This is a genomic window from Vibrio sp. QJM3NY_39 (assembly GCF_057785895.1).
On sequence record NZ_CM173506.1, the window covers coordinates 1,304,690 to 1,319,691 of the forward strand.

The following is a 15,002-nucleotide window of genomic DNA, read 5'->3' on the forward strand; positions in this document are numbered from 1 at the left end:
GAGCGAATTGAGGGTGACATCTTTTACATCTTTGGGACTAAACGATGTTTCTTTTTGTAGCCTATGGGAAATGCTATAGGAGTGTGAAATGTCCTAGGGTGTTTCCGTTGCCTGAAACAATAGTTCCGATGCTTTCTCGTTCATTAAATTCAAAGTCGATGAGATAACTGTGATGTTGTAGCTTGGGCAATATGTGGCGGTGGAGTATATCGCTATTGAGCTGTCGAATCTCTGTGACCCATGAAATTTCTTCTTTGTGTAAGTCTATTTTAATCTTGAGCATTTATTACCTTTTAGTTTATTGACTGATTTGTCGCGTGATAGTTGGTACCAATGGGTTTGTCGTGTTGTTCTGCGTGACATAACTGTGCCTTGTGTTTATTACATTTATATTTAAGTGGTCGATCTATTTTGACTTCGCTAACAAGAGAGCGAATGACGATAGATCGGTAGTGAGGATCGAATTTAAAAGCTATTGAATGACTATCTAGGTGAAAGCTGACGCAGAGATGGTGTAACGAGGTAATCGAGAACTGTCTTTGAGGAACTTGGACTTACTTTAGCATTAACAGCTCTATAGATTAGAGCCAAGTGGCGAACTATACGCCTAGTTTTTGAAATTACAACCCTATTTTAAATTAAATTCAAAAAATTTTTGAATGATTTGCCGTCGCTTGTTGAGAGTTAAATGAGCGATGGGCAGGTGATTCACCATGATACCTGACAGATGTTTGGCTTTGCACCGCTTCGTATTCTTTGTCATTAGTGGTTTTAATTGTTTAGCTAATTTATTGATGATTAAGTATTTGTTATATATAGTCTTTACATTGTAAATTACAATTCGTGACTCTGAGGTTGAGCGTTGTAATTCTGGGGTTTGGCGTCGTAATTCTGTGATTTAGCGTTGTAATTACAGGGTTTTCGGCCACTTTCCCCCATCATTTTATTCTTCAGATTAATGATCATTTTCCTCTTCGCGTCTTTTTGCTATTTCTGATCCCTAGCATCTCTCCTGACTACGCAAAATATGAATACTCACTTTTACATTTCTGAATAATAAAGTTGTTGTGTTGCCAGTTTAACGCAAATATAATTGATAATAGTTCTCACTTGCGTTACGGGTTTGTTATCAAAGCAATGACAGACTTTAAATTATCGTTATTTAGCCGTTGTGTTCGCCCCATGCTCGCCTATGAGTAGTGTGACTTTCATTGTCATGAGTGGTGGTTAGTATCAATGGCAAAGGAAGAAACATGAAGAAAACAATCAATTCAGTTCGCCAGTTGTTAAGCGGGCTTGCCATCGTTCTTGCATCATCATTACTGATGACCGCTCAAGCGAAAACCGTGACCATTGAACACGTAAAGGGCACGGCGCAGTTTACTGAAGTACCACAGCGCGTTGTAGTACTTGGCTTTGGTAGCTTGGATGTGCTTGATCAAATTGGTGTACAGCCAGTTGGTGCGCCTCATAGCTTGCTGCCTGATTACCTAGCTTCGTACAAAGAAACGACAGCAAATACAGGATCATTGAGTGAACCGGATTTTGAAGCTATCTACATGTTGAAGCCTGACATCATTATCGCGGAAAACCGTATGCTTAAGGTTTACGACAAGCTGGCACAAATCGCTCCAACGGTCATGTTCTCTATTGAAGGTGATAAATACTGGGCTGATGCTCAGCAAAACTGGCGCGCGCTAGGTGACATCTTTGGTAAGCAAGCTGAAGTAGAAGCGATCATCAAAGAGACTCAAGATTCGATTGCAGCAGTAAACGATAAAGTAACCTCTGGCGAAACCACTGCGATGATGCTGATGAACAACGGCAATAACATTGCGATGTTCAACAAAGGTAGTCGCTTCTCAATCATCTTTGATGACTTCGGATACGTTGAATCAAAGAGTGCGACAGTCGCTCCAATTAAAGGGACACACGGTAACCTAATCTCGTTCGAATACATTGCTGACGCAAAACCTGAAGTGCTTTACGTTCTTGACCGCGAAAAAGCGATCGGTAAATCAGAAGGGCGCGCACAACAGCTGTTTGATAACCCATTAGTTGCGGCGACGCCTGCAGCGCAGCAAGGCAGCATCATTTACCTTGATTCAAGTGCTTGGTATTTGGCGGGTGGTGGCGTGACAGCGATTCACAGAATGTTGGGTGATATTGAACGAACGATTCAATAGTCATCAATCATCAGATTTTTGGGCTTATAAGAGCGTTCTTATAAGCCATTTTTCACTTTTCATACGGACTCAAAGAGCCCTACCTTTAGTATTATTTCTATGTTGAAACCCATTGCCGCTGCTGTATTTCTTGTTGTGTTATGCGTTATGTCATTGATGATTGGAGTCGCTGAGATCAGTTTTAGCGACTTCTTCAATGGTAACCAACACGCCAACTCTATTTATGTTGTTAGTCGAATCCCTCGACTGTTCGCGATTGTGCTTGCCGGTGCGGGCTTGAGTGTCGCTGGCTTGATCATGCAACAGATCGTGCAGAACAAGTTTGCCGCACCTTCGACTATGGGCACCATTGACTGCGCCATGCTTGGGTACATAGTCGGCATCCTAGTGCTAGGCAATGCTGCGCAATGGAGCTACTTAGGCTTTATCTTCGCGTTTGCAGTATTTGGCACCATGCTATTGGTCCGTTTTCTACAACACCTGAAGTTCAAGAATGCAGTGTTGGTGCCTTTGATTGGCATTATGTATGGCAACGTTGTTTCGTCTCTAACAACGTTTATTGCTTATAAGTACGACTTAGTACAAACCATGTCTGCATGGACGATGGCGAACTTTGCGAGTGTGTTGCAAGGCAGCTATGAAATTCTTTACCTCGCAGTGCCTGCTTGTGTGTTGGCTTACTACTTCGCAAGTCAGTTCAGTGCGGCGAGTATTGGCGAGAGCTTTGCGAAAAACATCGGCTTGAATTATCAGAAGATCGTCTTCATTGGTGTTGCATTGGTCGCTATCTGTGCCTCTTCTGTGGTGATGATCGTTGGTGTTATCCCATTCCTTGGCCTTATCGTGCCGAATATCGTGTCGCTGATGATGGGTGATAACATGAAGAAGATTCTGCCTTGGACAGCCTATTGGGGCGTGATCTTGGTATTGGTTTGTGACTTGTTAGCTCGAATCGTCATCTTCCCTTATGAGATTCCAATCTCGATGGTAATCAGCATCTTTGGTGGCTTGATTTTTATCTACCTAATCATGAGAGACAAGTCGAATGCGTGATTCAGTAAAAATTGCGATTCTGGCCATCGCGTCTTTGTGTATGGCGGCAGTATTTGTGGGGCAGGGACTTACGTGGGATAACTATGAGTTCTTCTTGTCTCTGCGACTACCAAAATTGCTGTCGATTGTGTTGGCGGCGGTGGCGATCTCGGCGTCGTCATTGGTTTTCCAAACCATCACTAATAATCGAATTCTAACCCCATCCATCTTGGGCTTTGACAGCTTGTATATGCTGGTTCAAACGGTGCTTCTGTTTGTGTTTGGCAGTACAAGCTTCTGGGTCATTGATTCAATCGCAAACTTTTCGATGTCTGTAACCGTGATGATCTTGTTCTCGTTTGCTCTGTTCCATTTCTACTTTAAGAGCAAGCGAAACAACGTATTTACACTGCTTCTGATTGGTATTGTGTGTGGCAGCGTATTCTCGAGTCTGTCTAGCTTCTTAGCGATGTTGATTGATCCAAACGAGTTCGCAGTGCTGCAGAATGTGATGTTCGCAAGCTTCAATAACGTGAAAGGTGAACTGGTTTACCTCAGCCTTATTCCATTGGGTTTGAGTTTACTCGGTTTATGGGTATTGGCGCCTAAGCTCGATGTACTTTGGCTTGGCGTCGATAACGCGACAAGCTTAGGCGTGAACACCAAGCGACTGACTCAGATTACCTTGGTGATTGTGTCAGTGATGGTGGCAGTGTCTACTGCTTTGGTTGGCCCAGTACTTTTTTTTGGCTTGATCACCGTGAGCTTGGCTCGTCAGATGTTCAGTTCTTATCAGCATCGTGTGCTTATCATTGCCAGCAGTTTATTAGCGGTGGTGCTACTTGTTTCTGGCCAATGGTTCATCGAAAAAGTAATGGCGTTTGAAACTACAGTGAGTGTGATCATTAACTTGGTCGGTGGTTTGTATTTTATGTTCTTGTTGTTACGCACCAGAATTCATTAAAGGTAGTAAGTAGTGATTAAATTAACAGGTTTAACTAAGAAGTATGGCAAGTCACTCGTGGTTGATGATGCCAGTGCTATGTTCCCGAAAGGAGAAGTGACTTCTATCATTGGCCCAAATGGTGCGGGTAAAAGTACACTGCTTTCTATGGCGAGTCGCTTAACCGAAAGTGATGCGGGCGAGGTCGTTATCGGTGATAAATTACTGGCTGAATGGGATACTAAAGAGTTGGCCAAGCACCTTGCCGTGTTAAGACAGTCAAACAACATCAATATGCGATTTACGATTCGTGAGTTGGTTTGTTTTGGTCGTTTCCCACACTCTCAAGGTCGCTTGAAAGACGAAGATCATAAGATCGTCGATACAGCGCTAGAACACCTTGGCATTACCGATATCCAAAACAAATACCTTGATGAGTTGAGTGGTGGTCAGCGTCAAATGGCGTTTATCGCGATGGTTGTGGCGCAAGATACAGATTATGTGTTCCTAGATGAGCCTCTTAATAACCTTGATATTAAACACTCGGTCGAAATCATGCAGACGCTGCGTCGTTTAGCGCATGAGTTCAATAAAGCGGTGGTGATCGTGATTCACGACATCAATTTTGCTTCTTGTTACTCTGATAACATTGTCGCGATGAAGAAGGGCCAAGTGGTTAAGTCGGGTAAGGTCTCTGAAGTGGTTGAAAAGTCAGTGATGGAATCGATCTACGAGATCCCATTTGAGATTCGCGAGTTCGATGGCGTTCGAATCTGTATGTATTATTCAGGTCGTTAGATTACTGGGTCTCTAGCCTGCTTAACCCCTTAGTTACCGAAATGAAAAGAGCTCCCATATGAGGAGCTCTTTTCGTATGGTTCATATGTCCAAGACAGCATATTCCCTCTTGTGTTATACGCTAATCTCTGCCGTATTTTTGACATCAGACGAGGATCAAACCGTTAGTTTGATGTCACTCGAAGATCGACTCTTCATTTTTAACAATCATTTGTCATTTTCATGTTGAGAGGTACGAAAACCCATCTACACTATGTTTATAACTGTTTGATTTTTATAAGAGGTGTCAATGAGTCGTAAACCTATAGTGTTAGTCGTGGATGACACCCCAAGTAACTTAGATGTGTTAACGGCAATCCTCAAAGATACCTATCAAGTTAAGGTCGCGATTAACGGTACTATCGGTATCAAAATAGCGAAGATGGTGCCGCAGCCAGATCTTATTCTCCTTGATATCATGATGCCTGACATCGATGGCTACGAAGTGTGCCGTCAATTAAAAGCTCAGCCAAATACTGCGCATATCCCCATTATATTCGTTACCGCGAAGATTGGCCCTGAAGCTGAAGTAAAAGGCTTGTCCTTAGGTGCAGTTGATTATTTAACGAAGCCAATTACACCTGAAATTGCACTACAACGTGTAAAAACCCATATTGCTCTTTATGACCAGCAACGTGCGTTGTTTAGTCAGGTGAAAGAGAAAACTCAAGAGATCAATCTCGGCAAACTAGAAACGCTCAACATATTGGGTAGAGCAGCTGAATTTAAAGATAACGAAACAGGCATGCATGTTATGCGCATGAGCCATTATTGCGAGATATTAGCCAAAGCCTTGGGCATGACAGACGAAGATGCCGAGACCTTACGTGATGCAGCGCCGATGCATGATATTGGCAAGATTGGCATTCCTGACAGTGTGTTACTGAAGCCAGGCAAATTGGATGCCGATGAATGGACTACCATGCAGAAACACGTCGAGTTCGGTGTGGAAATCCTTGGTAGGCAGGGCGATTCCAAACTGATGCGTATGGCCATTCAAGTCGCGCAGTATCACCATGAAAAGTGGGATGGCAGTGGTTACCCAAATCAGATAGCCGGCGAAGATATTCCATTGGTCGGACGAATTGCGGCCGTTGCTGACGTATTTGATGCCCTGACCGCAGAGCGTCCTTATAAGAAGGCTTGGAGTGTCGATGAGGCACTGAGCTTGTTTGAAGAACAGAAAGGCAAGCATTTTGATCCGACTATCGTCGATCTTTTTTTCGTCAACTTGCCCGAAATACTAGCGATTAAAGAGAAATTCAAAGATGAATAAGCGCTTTGTTATATGGATTAAGCAGTGCTTTATACTCATTTCTAGTTTGTTGTTTCTTCTCATTGGTTTACCACATGCTCATGCCGTGAGTGTTAGTGAAGATGATTTAACCCGGTGGTTAGAAAGTAAACCTAAAGTGACCTTTATCGCGCTTTCCAGTCATTATCCTTATTCGTTTATTGATGATAAAGGGGAGGTGTCCGGTATCATTCGGGATTGGGCGAACGAGTTTGAACTTAAGTATGGAATTGAAACGGATTTTATAAGCGTACACTCTAATTCTGACGCGAAACAAGCGCTACTTGATGGGAAAGGAGATGTTTTCCCTTTCCAACAGTTTGATCCGAGCGAAGGTGGGCGATTTCTCGCTACTAATCCTTACATCCCTTACCAAATCGCGGTGATTCTTCCTACCGACGACCCTACTACCGACAACATTGAGCAGTCCGATAAGCGGCGTATCGCCATGGTTCAAGATAGTATCGATCTAGAAAAGTCGGGGGTACAACTGAGCTCAATCGAAAGAGTCCAATTTGATACTGCGATTGATGCTATCCGAGCACTGGAAGATGGTTCAGTCGATGGGATGCTCGCCGAGCCCGTTACAACATTAAATCTTGCTCACAAGAGTGGTGTATACAGTTTAGCGGTCAATTACGTTCTCGACCGCTGGAAATACATAGAAGCTGCAATGGTTGTTCGAACTAAGGACACCGAATTGCTTGCTTTGTTAAACCAACAAATTGCAACGTTTGATATTGGGAAGAAAAACCGGATCCTATCGCATTGGTTAAAAGACTCACCCTACCGAACTCCAGTTAAAGGGGTGTTTGGTTTTGGTAATCCACCATATATGTACCCGGATAGCACTTCTGTCGGTATCGAACACGACATTATGCAAAGGGCTCTAAACAACATGGGCTACCGACTTGGTGACGTTGTCACGTTGCCTCGTAGTGCTGCGAATCAAGCCATCGATAACAATAGTTCGATATCGTTTGTCTCAGGGATACAGGCTGACGGGTCTTCAGTGCACTTTTTGAGTGACAAAGTCATGGATGTTGAATTCGTGCCAGTTTCGTTAAAAAGACGTAACTTGAACCTCAAATCTGCCAAGAACCTATCTTTAGGTGCTTTGTTATTCGATGAAACATCACCAATAAAAAATTCTGTCGAACTACTTAAAGATAAGGTGAGCATCGATCGAATTGAAGATATTGATAGCTTAGAGTCTGCATTTTCTCAACTACGAGCACAAAATGTTGACTTGTTAATGGTCGAAAAACGGGTATTAAGATGGTTTGTGACAAATACTCGTTTCATTGAAATGCGTGAAATCGAACTACACGAAGATTTTAAAGTCGACTATCCAATTTATGTTGATTTTAGAACGCCCAAGTTAAGAGACAGTTTTAACGAAGCGATTAAATATTTAAAGCAAACTGATGATGAGTTTGAACAGATACTTGAAACCCAAGTTAAGAATGATCTTACTCCTGTACTTAGAAAAGCCGATATTATCGCTCAAATCTCCGCTTACTTTATTGTGAATGACCGCTTCGAAGAACTCCCTAAGATCTTTGACATATTCGATGCTGAGCACACATTCAAGGTTATTTCTGCTCAAGCGGATAATAATAAAAGACCGATTGAATCTTGGTATCTAGGCGAAGTATTAGATTCTTCACTGAGTAAAAAGAATACGTCTGAATTATCATCTGTTACCAAAGGTGCTGGTTATAAAACGCAAACAGGAAGCATTAATGCGGGCTTCATGACATTTTATTTTGATGTGAATTCGGTTGAGAGTAATTATGTGTATTTCCCTTCAATTGACCAATTTGAGTCATTTGGTGAAGGAGCTCAGCGTTATATCTCAGATGTTTACCAATCGAACAGCCTGACTGGTGAACTTCTTAACCTAAGTCAGAAAGAGCGTCAATGGATCAAGGATCATCCCGAACTAAAGATAGGTATCGATCCAAACTCATTACCTTATGAAGCTTTGTCAAACAAGGATGAATATATAGGGATGATTGATGATTACCTCAAGTTAATTGAACAAAAAACCGGACTGCGTCTTAGTCATGTCGACGTTGAAAGTTGGCAAGAAACTCGTCGCCTCGTTGATCATCGACGAGTACATTTAGTGTCAGCTGCGGTTGAGAATCGCTCATTAGGCGAAAGTGTAAAGCCAGCAAAAGCGCTATTCTCTAGTCGCCTTGCGATAGCTTCAAGGCGTGATGTAAATAGTATTGTGCTTAAAGAGGTTAAAGGTTGGAAGCTTGGAATATTAGCCAGTGGTGCTAATACCGAAGCCATCGTTGAAAGTTACCCAAATATTGAATGGGATCTTGTCGAATCCACCAAAGAAGGGTTGGACCGAGTTGAATCTGGTGAGCTTGATGGATTTATTGATACTGTCGATGTATTGAACTATTTGATCAATTCATTTGGTTATCGAGGTATCGGAATTATTGGTCGATTGGATTTCTTTTTGTCGCCGACCTTACACGTCATTAAATCAGAGCCGTTATTACTGTCTATTGTTAACAAAGCAATAGGAAGTATCTCTGCAGAAGACCACCAAAAAATATCCGCTAAATGGGCGGCACCTAAAGCGATTGAAAAAGTTGATTACCAACTCGTTCATACCATCTCGGTATTTTCCGTGGTGATAGTGTTGTTGATTGTATTTTGGAATAGGAAATTATCTAAGCAAATCACTATTGCTAATAACGCTACCGAAGCACTTCGTAAAGCACAAAATCAGCTTTACAACATTTTGAACACGTCCCCTATAGCAGCTAGTGTTATTGTCGACGAACAAGTTCGTTATGCGAATGATACGGCGAAACGTCTTTTTGGAGTAGAACGAAGAGAGCTCTCTTCTATTGATGTTGAAGTCGTTTATAACACTTTATCCGATCGTGATGATTTGTATAAAGAACTGAGTCTTAACGGTAAGGTTGTGAATAGGGAGTTAGTGCTTCGGAAATTTGATGGCAGTCGTTTTGTCGCCCTTGTTAGTTACTACCTACTCGAGCTTGATGGGGAAGTCGCGACTCTATTTTGGGCTTTTGATATTTCAGAAATGAAACGCCTAAATGAACAACTAGAAGAAGAGAAAAAGCGAGCCGATTTGGCGAGCCAAGCCAAATCTGAATTCTTAGCTAACATGAGCCATGAAATAAGAACGCCGATGAACGCGATTATTGGTTTATCTTATCTAGCGATTGGGGAAATATCTAATCCGGTCGCTCGAAATTATATTGAGAAAGTGCATCGTTCGGGTCATTCATTATTAACTATCATCAACGATATTCTTGATTTCTCAAAGATAGAAGCGGGTCAGCTTGTTATCGATAGTATTCCCTTTGATCCCGTAACGACATTCAAAGATGTGATTGAGTTGATGGAGTCGAAAGCAATCGAAAAGCAGCTTAATTTATCAATGTCGATTGCACCGGAACTAGAGATGCCAATGCTTGGTGACCCATTGAGGCTATTTCAGGTGATCCTGAACCTTATTGGTAATGCCATTAAATTTACAGAGTACGGGCAAGTGACCTTAGCCGTTGAACTGGTTAAATCTGACGAGAACAGTGTGAGTATGAAGATCATTGTTTCGGATACTGGGATAGGTATATCAGAAGAGAACCTACATAAACTATTTCAAGCGTTTAGCCAAGCAGACAGTACCACCACGCGCAGGTTTGGGGGCACAGGTTTAGGGCTTAATATCAGTCAAAAGCTTGTACAAGCCATGGGCAGTGAAATTTCAGTAGTGAGTATATTGGGACAGGGCAGTGAGTTCTCTTTCCCTTTGACGTTACCTAGATCGAACACAGAGGAACTCGCGGACTTTAAGTCGCAAGAACTTAAACTGGATTATCATATTGAGTTTAAAGGACAAAGGGTGTTGTTGGTTGAAGACAACGAGCTGAACCAAGATTTAGCTCTGGCATATTTTAGTCGTGCTAAATTGAATGCTGATCTAGCCGAAAATGGCGCAGAAGCCGTGGCGTTAGCTCAAACTAACGATTACGAAATGATTTTTATGGACCTTCAAATGCCGATTATGGATGGCTTCGAAGCGACACGAAAAATTAGAGAGTTTGATGCGAAAGTTCCTATCATTGCGATGTCGGCTAATGTATTCGCTGATGCAAAACAGAGAGCAAGAGACGCAGGGGTAACGGATTTCTTAGATAAGCCGATAATCATTGATAAAGCGACCTCTTTGCTTATCAAATACATCGTGCCAGAGGTGATGGTAGAAGAGAAGGCAGCGCCGTTAGATGGGCAGGCAGAGCAACTCGAAGGCCTAACAAATCAACCTAACAGCATTGATGTGATCAGTGTGTTTTCTCAGCAACGATTTGAACAGCTCACTCATCATGATGCGGAACTTCAAAACAAACTGATTGGGAAGTTCCATAGCAGTGCCCCAAACATGATGGTTGATGCGTTTGATAATTTGGCACAAGACGATTGGATTACGCTTGAAAGAAACCTGCATACTTTGAAAAGTATGGCAGCGTCGATTGGCGGCCTCCGGTTTGCTGATTTGATGGGAGAGTTAGAAGATAAAGCTCACAATCGTTTGTGTGATGATCAAGCCCTCAGAGAAGGTGAGGCGAGGTTAGTTGAGCTTATTGCAGCAACGGAAAGCCAGATTGTGAAGCCACAAGTAGAATACATGAGTGAAGCAAGTGCGATGGGAACCGTGGTCAAAGAAGATCAAAGGGTTAAGCTACTCTCGCTGCTGGAAGCTTATGATAACGATGCAACGCAATACGTGGCCGAGTTACTTACAGAGTATCCAAATTCTATTGCGCTTAACGATGTGCAAAGTGCGTTAGATAATTATGACTTCGAGCGAGCCTGTCAGGTTCTCAGTACCTTGGAATAAGCCGCTTTGCTTAGTCGGCGTATAACAGTTGCTGTCTTATCGCTATTACTGTCTGAATAACAAGTGCTTCAGTACTAAAGCCTTTAATCTTCTGGGTTAAAGGCTTTAAATTTAATCAACTAATCAACTAATCAACTAATCAACTAATCAACGCTTCTAACCACTCACGTTCTGTTTGATTAGATCGATAACCGTATCGTATCGGTGCGGCAGTTTTCGGTTTCGTTTTTGAACCAGATACAGTATTTCCTCAACCTCTATTTTGGGTGGCACAACGTGCAACTTGTCTCTTTCCGGGAAGTGCTCAACTGCGCCAGCCGGTAAGACGGTAAAGCCTAACCCTTTCGATACTGGCAGCAAGATCTGGTGAAGCTGATTGATGTAGCCAGATCTTGGTATTTCATTAACGTTGATGTTCGCGAGATCCTTGTCTCCACACAGGTCGAAATACAAAGACAGGTAGTGAGCAGAATCTGGATGCGCAATCAGGCCAATGTCGTGCAGTACTTGTGGTGTTATCTCTAAGTGAGCCAGACTGCTGTGAACGATGAGGCAGAGTGCTTCTTTACCAATGACTTGGCTTTGATAGTAACTGTCGTTTGGGGAGTGCCTAACAATGCCGATATCGGTGGTGCCTTGGATCAGGTCATTCAATATCTTTTTGTTTGGAGCCGCTTCTAAGTTAATGCTCAGATCTTGGTGTTGCTGCTGAAGTTCAAGAAGCTTGGGATACAGACGTAAAGAGAGTGAACCAGAGCAAGAAAGGTGACATTGCCCAGCATAAGGATTATCAAAACTCAGAGACTCAAAGAGATCTTCTTGGTCTTTTTCTAGCTTGAGCGCATAGCGATACATAATCCGACCCTGCTCGGTTAGCTCGAAGCTTTTATTTTCCCGAGAAAGCAGGTCACAATTGCAAGCTTGTTCAAGCTTCTTGATGTGCTGGCTCACTCCTGGTTGTGTCATGTACAACTTTTCTGCGGTTTGGGTGAAATGTCCAACTTCAACCAGAGTCTTAAATGTATTGAGCCAAAGTGGATTAATCATACTCACCTTCAAATGCTAAAGCCTATAAATAATAGAAAATTATTATTATCTTAAGTAATGATAATTTCAACCCTAGGGCGTAAAGCAGCGAAGATCAAAGTATGCTGGATTGAATATTGTTCGAGGCAGAGCCTGCGGTTGTTTGCTGGAGTTCTTTTGAGTAACAAAGTGTTGCGACTTTGTTGATTATTTGGTCTATTGACCCACTGTGCTCATATTTAGGAACGAAGATGAATAGAAATGTTTGGCTGCTCTCACTGTGTCAGGCCTTATTGATGACGGGTAACATATTGTTGATCTCGGTGATTGGTTTGATCGGTAAGCAGATTGCGCCCAGTGTGAGCATGATTACCTTGCCGGTAGCACTGCAGTTTTTGGGTTTAATGGCAGCCACTATTCCTGCATCTTTAATTTCAGGAAAATTAGGACGAAAACGAGGGTTCAGTATCGGTAATGTGGTTGGCATTACAGGGGCGAGCCTTGCAACTTACGCTTTATATCAGCAAAATTTCTATCTGTTTTGTTTCGCCACGTTCTTACTTGGGATAGGTATTGGTTTTGGTACGCTTTATCGTTTCGCTGCTATCGAAGTGTGTGATGAAAATGCACGACATCGCGCAATTTCTATATCGATGGCCGGTGGCGTTCTTGCTGCAGTACTCGGGCCTAACTTAGCGATCATGTCTCAACAATGGTCAGCAGATGGCTTGTACATTGGTGCTTTTGCTTCTTTGATTGGGTTGAATATTCTTGCGTTACTCATCTTACAAACCATTCAGTTTCCTAAAGCCTCTTTTAATAGTCAGGCTCCCAAAGCCGATCCTTTAGGTGTGATCGTTAAAGCACCGAACTTTATTGGTGCGGTCTTTGCAGCCATGGTTGCTTACGCTGTAATGAACATTTTGATGACTGCAACGCCATTGGCAATGATTGGCTGTGGTTTTGACTTTACTAAAGCTGCTGGCGTGATTGAGTGGCACGTGTTGGGGATGTTTGTACCTGCATTTTTTACCGGATCACTTATCGAGAGGTTTGGCTCAAGAATGATGATCTTGGCGGGCGGGATTCTGTTCGTCGTCTGTATCGCGATTAACATTCATGGAGAATCTATTTGGCACTTCAGAGCGGCCTTGGTTGTGCTTGGTGTGGGTTGGAACTTCATGTTTATCGCGGCAACAGGTTTGTTTAGTCAGTCCTACCAATCGCAGAATAAAGCTAAGGCACAAGCGTTTAATGAATTTATTGTCTTTGGCTGTGTGACTATTACAGCGATGCTCTCTGGCTGGCTAGAATCGACAGCAGGGTGGCAGAACCTTAATATCTACGTATTACCATTCGTGTTAGCTGTTATCTTGCTGTTCGCATTTAGTGCTCGTAAATCGCGTATTCAAAAGCAGCCTGTGTAATGACTCATCGAATAGTGGTTCAGTAAATTCGTTACTGTGATTAGAACCCTAGTATCTCGAACTGCGACCAATAAAAAGGTTCATCGCGGCTTTCCGGGGAAAGCCGCTTTTATCTTCAAGAAGAAGTAGTCTGTATCTCGATACCCATACCCCATTCGCTTGATTAACTTTATCTTGTTGTTTATCCCTTCCAGTGTGCAGGTGTTCAACGGATAACTTGCCGATGCGATAATGCCGTGAAGATAAGGACTCAGTTTTCGTGCGAACTCTTTCAATGGCTTAATTCCACTCTCTTGCACTTGTTCCCACCACGTGTCCCAGAGCCCCTTCGCGTGCCCTTCGGATTCACAATACCAAAGCTCTTTGAGTTGGGCTCCGAGTATATAAGTGGTCATTAAGTCCTTATTGATATTCAATATTTCAGTAAGATAGCTATCTTGACGTGTATTTAAGTTGCCTCTATTTTTCAGCAGTACCCAGCGTGAGCGCTTCACCCATTGCCTCGCTTTTTTATCTTGCTTGAGTTTGTTGGCTTGGTCGACTCTGACTCTATCCATCACCTCGCGACCGAACTTAGCAACAACATGGAATAAGTCGTAAACGATTTTTGCGTTCGGGCAGTGCGCTTGAACTTCAAGGTCAAAAGCCGTATTCATGTCCATCGCTACTGCTTCGATATTTACCCCATTCTCGCCTAGCTGCTCGAAGAACGGCCGTATGTCCTTGCGGCTGCGGCCTAATCCAACCCAAATGACTTGATGAGTCTTCGCATCAGCGATGACGGTGGCATATCGATGCCCTTTAAAGATGGCGAACTCATCCATCACGAGCTGCTTTAGCTCACCCCATTTCACTGGCGGCACCACTTGTCGAAGTCGGCGTTTATCTATTTCTTTAATGGTGTGCCAATGAACGCCCGTAATTTGGGATATATGCTTAATGGGAAGCAGGGGTAGCAGTTGTTCTATATAGCTTTTTAGGCGCTTTGTTATACGAGCATAAGGCTCTAACCAAGAGAGAGATTCTGTTTTTATGCCGCAGTCACGACACTTAATCCTTCGAGTTTGAACGGAAAGTTCAACAGGCACACCGAGCAACATGGCATCCTTTACGTGACGCCATTGATACTCATGGATAGCCTCGGCCTCAAGACCACAAAGGCATTTAGCCTCAGAGCTAGGTTTAAGAGTCAGGGTAATAAGTGATGCTGTCTGGAGAGACTTTACTATTTGAAAGCCTTCCCAGAATGAAGATAGGAAAGTATGATTCGGCATAGAAACGGTAGTTTGTGTATGATTTTTGTTTGGCGACTAAACCATATCACTTACTACCGTTTTTGTTTTTAGTTCCCGCTAATCCG

General features: G+C 42.8%; 10 protein-coding genes. 7 read left to right on the forward strand and 3 right to left on the reverse strand.

The annotated features are described in order from the left end of the window. Nucleotides 1-73: 73 nt before the first annotated feature. Nucleotides 74-283: a hypothetical protein gene (locus AC3CHU_RS21725; protein ID WP_004731601.1), complete on the reverse strand. Its 210-nt coding sequence runs from the start codon at nt 281-283 to the stop codon at nt 74-76. 970 nt (nt 284-1,253) lie between these two features. Here AC3CHU_RS21725 and AC3CHU_RS21730 point away from each other — a divergent pair. The 6 genes from AC3CHU_RS21730 to AC3CHU_RS21755 all read left to right on the forward strand — a co-directional run bounded on the left by AC3CHU_RS21730 (nt 1,254) and on the right by AC3CHU_RS21755 (nt 11,189). After that, entirely contained in the window at nt 1,254-2,186 is a 933-nt protein-coding gene (locus AC3CHU_RS21730) for a siderophore ABC transporter substrate-binding protein (RefSeq protein WP_488525656.1), read from the forward strand. A gap of 99 nt (nt 2,187-2,285) precedes the next feature. Continuing rightward, entirely contained in the window at nt 2,286-3,239 is a 954-nt protein-coding gene (locus tag AC3CHU_RS21735; protein ID WP_017094729.1) for an ABC transporter permease, read from the forward strand. Further along, entirely contained in the window at nt 3,232-4,182 is a 951-nt protein-coding gene (locus tag AC3CHU_RS21740; RefSeq protein WP_488525657.1) for an iron chelate uptake ABC transporter family permease subunit, read from the forward strand. The genes AC3CHU_RS21735 and AC3CHU_RS21740 overlap by 8 nt, the downstream gene beginning before the upstream one ends. A 12-nt stretch (nt 4,183-4,194) precedes the next feature. Continuing rightward, the gene (locus tag AC3CHU_RS21745) at nt 4,195-4,959 is read left to right on the forward strand and encodes an iron ABC transporter ATP-binding protein (protein ID WP_017094730.1); all 765 of its coding nucleotides are present in this window, start codon (nt 4,195-4,197) and stop codon (nt 4,957-4,959) included. A gap of 289 nt (nt 4,960-5,248) precedes the next feature. Beyond that, the gene (locus AC3CHU_RS21750) at nt 5,249-6,274 is read left to right on the forward strand and encodes an HD-GYP domain-containing protein (protein WP_054545659.1); all 1,026 of its coding nucleotides are present in this window, start codon (nt 5,249-5,251) and stop codon (nt 6,272-6,274) included. Then, the gene (locus AC3CHU_RS21755; RefSeq protein WP_488525658.1) at nt 6,267-11,189 is read left to right on the forward strand and encodes an ATP-binding protein; all 4,923 of its coding nucleotides are present in this window, start codon (nt 6,267-6,269) and stop codon (nt 11,187-11,189) included. The genes AC3CHU_RS21750 and AC3CHU_RS21755 overlap by 8 nt, the downstream gene beginning before the upstream one ends. Before the next feature lie 156 nt (nt 11,190-11,345). On the opposite strand, the gene AC3CHU_RS21760 is transcribed toward AC3CHU_RS21755, so the two are convergent. After that, complete coding sequence (locus AC3CHU_RS21760; RefSeq protein ID WP_114635084.1) at nt 11,346-12,236, reverse strand: LysR family transcriptional regulator; 891 nt, start codon at nt 12,234-12,236, stop codon at nt 11,346-11,348. 230 nt (nt 12,237-12,466) lie between these two features. Between AC3CHU_RS21760 and AC3CHU_RS21765 the strand changes: the two genes are divergently transcribed. Beyond that, nucleotides 12,467-13,642 carry an MFS transporter gene (locus AC3CHU_RS21765; RefSeq protein ID WP_488525659.1) on the forward strand — a complete coding sequence of 392 codons (1,176 nt, stop codon included), beginning with the start codon at nt 12,467-12,469 and terminating at the stop codon, nt 13,640-13,642. 80 nt (nt 13,643-13,722) lie between these two features. On the opposite strand, the gene AC3CHU_RS21770 is transcribed toward AC3CHU_RS21765, so the two are convergent. Then, a complete protein-coding gene (locus tag AC3CHU_RS21770) occupies nt 13,723-14,916 on the reverse strand; it encodes an ISL3 family transposase (RefSeq protein ID WP_488524348.1) in 1,194 nt (397 codons plus the stop codon). Nucleotides 14,917-15,002: the final 86 nt, after the last annotated feature.